The sequence below is a fragment of the Citrobacter sp. NCU1 genome, from assembly GCF_010231475.1.
GTDB lineage: Bacteria > Pseudomonadota > Gammaproteobacteria > Enterobacterales > Enterobacteriaceae > Citrobacter_D.
On sequence record NZ_NRDO01000107.1, the window covers coordinates 1 to 3,977 of the forward strand.

4 protein-coding genes and 1 tRNA gene are annotated in these 3,977 nt (G+C 51.8%); all 5 read left to right on the forward strand.

What is annotated here, in order from left to right; translation table 11 throughout:
• Positions 1-119 precede the first annotated feature (119 nt).
• A tRNA-Arg gene (locus tag CJP72_RS24355) sits at positions 120-196 on the forward strand.
• Positions 197-497: 301 nt separating this feature from the next.
• Positions 498-1,064: a fructose-1-phosphate/6-phosphogluconate phosphatase gene (gene yqaB / locus CJP72_RS24360; RefSeq protein ID WP_162383820.1), complete on the forward strand. Its 567-nt coding sequence runs from the start codon at positions 498-500 to the stop codon at positions 1,062-1,064.
• On the forward strand, positions 1,061-1,489 hold the full coding sequence (locus tag CJP72_RS24365) for a VTT domain-containing protein (RefSeq protein ID WP_162383821.1): 429 nt from the start codon (positions 1,061-1,063) through the stop codon (positions 1,487-1,489). Before yqaB ends, CJP72_RS24365 begins: the two co-directional genes overlap by 4 nt.
• A 72-nt stretch (positions 1,490-1,561) precedes the next feature.
• Positions 1,562-3,118 carry a glutamate--cysteine ligase gene (gshA, locus tag CJP72_RS24370; protein ID WP_162383822.1) on the forward strand — a complete coding sequence of 519 codons (1,557 nt, stop codon included), beginning with the start codon at positions 1,562-1,564 and terminating at the stop codon, positions 3,116-3,118.
• Between the two features lie 149 nt (positions 3,119-3,267).
• Positions 3,268-3,783: an S-ribosylhomocysteine lyase gene (gene luxS / locus CJP72_RS24375; protein WP_060569134.1), complete on the forward strand. Its 516-nt coding sequence runs from the start codon at positions 3,268-3,270 to the stop codon at positions 3,781-3,783.
• Positions 3,784-3,977 lie beyond the last annotated feature (194 nt).

A 3,977-nucleotide genomic window follows, 5' to 3' on the forward strand; every position in this document is an offset into this window, starting at 1 on the left:
AGAGTACTCGGCTGCGAACCGAGCGGTCGGAGGTTCGAATCCTCCCGGATGCACCATCTCTTACTTGATACGGCTTTAGCAGCGGTATCAAAATCTGCAGTAAAGTAAGTTTCCCTGATGCATCCGTAGCTCAGCTGGATAGAGTACTCGGCTGCGAACCGAGCGGTCGGAGGTTCGAATCCTCCCGGATGCACCATCTTCTCAGAAATAACAACCGGTTTGTTGTTTCATGGTCTGCGAGAATATCGCAGGAACCAGGGAGGATAACGTTGCTTTAGCAACGACCCTCAGGGCGAGGCGCAGCCGAGTAATCCTCCCGGATGCACCATCTTCTCCGAAGTAATCCTCCCGGATGCTCCTCTTCTACAAAACACTTCGCTTCTTTGCACAAACACTTCCTTGCTTCACACACTGAGCAATCCTCACTCTCTCCATCAGCGACAAAATCAATCAATTACGATAAAGTAACGTCTGGTCATTAGGTATGTGAGAACGCAATGTACGAACGTTACTCGGGATTGATTTTTGATATGGATGGCACCCTCCTGGATACTGAACCGACGCACCGTAAGGCGTGGAGTGAAGTATTAGGGCGCTACGGCCTTCGTTTTGATCTTCAGGCAATGGTCGCACTTAACGGCTCCCCAACCTGGCGCATTGCTCAGTCGATCATTGAACTCAATCATGCCGATCTTGACCCCTATTCGCTGGCGAGAGAAAAGACCGATACGGTAAAAAGCATGCTGCTGGACAGCGCCGACCCGTTACCTTTGGTCGAGGTGGTGAAGGCCTGGTATGGCCGTCGCCCGATGTCAGTGGGAACCGGTAGCGAAAGCGCTATCGCTGAAGCGTTGTTGGCACACCTCGACTTACGTCGTTATTTTGATGCGGTCGTCGCGGCTGATCATGTTCAGCATCACAAACCAGCCCCGGATACGTTTTTGCTGTGCGCGGAACGGATGGGTGTGGTTCCTGCGCAATGTGTGGTGTTTGAAGATGCTGATTTCGGTCTGCAGGCGGCACGTGCGGCGGGAATGGATGTTGTGGATGTTCGATTATTGTGAGTGATGGACTGTCGCTCCTGTCCCTGTTTGCCAGTAGTTTTCTCAGCGCCACGCTATTGCCCGGAAATTCAGAAGTTGTTTTAGCTGCGATGCTAGTGTCCGGGGTAAGTCATCCCTGGGTCTTAGTCTTAACAGCAACAATGGGTAATAGCCTTGGGGGGTTAACTAACGTTATCCTTGGGCATTTCTTCCCGTTACGTAAAACGTCGCGCTGGCAAGAAAAGGCCACAGGCTGGCTTAAGCGGTATGGCGCAGTCACACTGCTATTAAGCTGGATGCCGGTCGTGGGGGATTTACTGTGCTTACTGGCGGGGTGGATGCGCATCTCGTGGGGACCAGTGCTCTTTTTTTTATGTCTTGGTAAAACGTTGCGCTATGTTGTGGTCGCAGCGGCTACTCTTCAGGGCATGATGTGGTGGCACTAATTGTAGATAGACACGTAGAGTCACCATTACAATTATGCTAATTAAAACGATTTTGACAGGCGGGAGGTCAATTTGATCCCGGACGTATCACAGGCGTTGGCCTGGCTGGAAAAGCATCCTCAGGCGTTGAAGGGGATTCAGCGTGGGCTGGAGCGCGAAACACTGCGTGTTAATGCTGATGGCACGTTAGCAACAACGGGCCATCCAGAGGCGTTAGGCTCTGCGCTGACACATAAATGGATAACCACCGACTTTGCCGAAGCGCTGCTGGAGTTTATCACTCCGGTCGATGGCGATATTCAACATATGCTGACATTGATGCGCGATCTGCATCGCTTCACGGCCAGAAACCTGGGTGATGAGCGGATGTGGCCGCTGAGCATGCCTTGCTATATTGCTGAAGGGCAGGATATCGAACTGGCGCAGTATGGCACCTCTAACATCGGTCGTTTGAAAACGCTCTACCGTGAAGGGCTGAAAAACCGCTACGGCGCGTTGATGCAAACCATCTCTGGTGTGCATTATAACTTCTCGCTGCCGATGGCGTTCTGGCAGGCGAAGTGTGGCGTAACGGAAGGCGAAGACGCGAAAGAAAAAATCTCTGCCGGTTATTTTCGTCTGATTCGTAACTATTACCGCTTTGGTTGGGTGATCCCGTACCTGTTTGGCGCGTCTCCGGCGATTTGCTCTTCGTTCCTACAGGGAAAACCGACCACGCTGCCGTTTGAGAAAACGGACTGCGGCATGTACTACCTGCCGTATGCAACGTCTCTGCGCTTAAGCGATCTCGGTTATACCAATAAGTCGCAAAGCAATCTCGGTATTACGTTTAACGATCTGCATGAGTATGTGGCAGGATTAAAGCGCGCGATCAAAACGCCTTCCGAGGAGTATGCGGAGATTGGCCTGGAGAAAGACGGTAAGCGCCTGCAAATTAACAACAACGTTCTGCAGATTGAAAACGAACTGTATGCGCCAATTCGTCCGAAGCGTGTGACGCGTAGCGGTGAATCGCCGTCAGATGCGCTTTTGCGCGGCGGTATTGAGTACATCGAGGTGCGTTCGCTGGATATTAACCCGTTCTCGCCGATTGGCGTTGACGAGCAGCAGGTACGATTCCTTGATCTGTTTATGGTCTGGTGCGTATTGGCTGATGCGCCGGAAATGAGCAGCGACGAACTTCTGTGTACGCGTACTAACTGGAATCGGGTGATTCTGGAAGGACGTAAGCCGGGACTGACGTTAGGTATTGGCTGTCAAACGGCGCAGTTCCCGCTGCCGAAAGTCGGTAAAGATCTGTTCCACGATCTGAAACGCGTGGCGCAAACGCTGGACAGCATCCACGGCGGAGAGGAATATCAGAAAGTCTGCGATGAACTGGTCGCCTGCTTCGATAATCCGGAACTGACGTTCTCAGCGCGTATCCTGCGGTCTATGATTGACTCAGGGATTGGCGGAACAGGCAAAGCACTGGGCGAGGCTTATCGTAATTTGCTGCGTGAAGAACCGCTGGAAGTCTTGCAGGAGCAGGACTTTATTGCTGAACGTGAGGCATCGAAACGTCGTCAGCAGGATGTTGAAGCGGCAGATACCGAGTCGTTTACAGAGTGGCTAAAAAAGCACGCCTGACAGAAAAGAAAAAGGCCACTCGGGAGTGGCCAAAATTTCATCTCTGAAAACAGGGATGATGATAACAAATGCGCGTCTTTCATATACTCAGACTCGCCCCGGAACAAAGAGTTCAGTTTATTTTTAAAATAATTCTCGGAGGTGGCTAAATGCCGTTGTTAGATAGCTTCACTGTCGATCATACCCGGATGGAAGCACCTGCAGTCCGGGTCGCGAAAACGATGAACACCCCGCATGGCGACGCCATTACCGTGTTTGATCTGCGTTTCTGCATCCCAAACAAAGAAGTGATGCCGGAAAAAGGTATTCACACGCTGGAGCACCTGTTTGCGGGCTTTATGCGTAATCATCTTAACGGGAACGGTGTTGAGATCATCGACATCTCCCCGATGGGCTGCCGTACAGGTTTCTATATGAGCCTGATTGGTACGCCGGACGAGCAGCGCGTGGCGGATGCCTGGAAAGCGGCAATGGCAGACGTGCTGAAAGTGCAGGATCAAAACCAGATCCCGGAACTGAACGTCTACCAGTGCGGTACGTACCAGATGCACTCTCTGAGCGAAGCGCAGGAGATCGCGCGTCATATTCTGGAGCGCGATGTTCGCGTGAACAGCAACGAAGAGCTGGCCCTGCCAAAAGAGAAGCTGCAGGAGCTACATATCTAGTTGCTGTACCGGATGGCGATGCTGACGCATCTTATCCGGCCTACAATGAGAAATGTCCTCGTAGGTCGGGTAAGCGAGGCCGCCACCCGACACAAAAAAAGCCAGTTCAAATGAACTGGCTTTTTTGTTAGTGTGACCCATCCTGAATAGCGTTGACACGTTCCTGACCTAAATCCGGAGAACGTGATGATGAC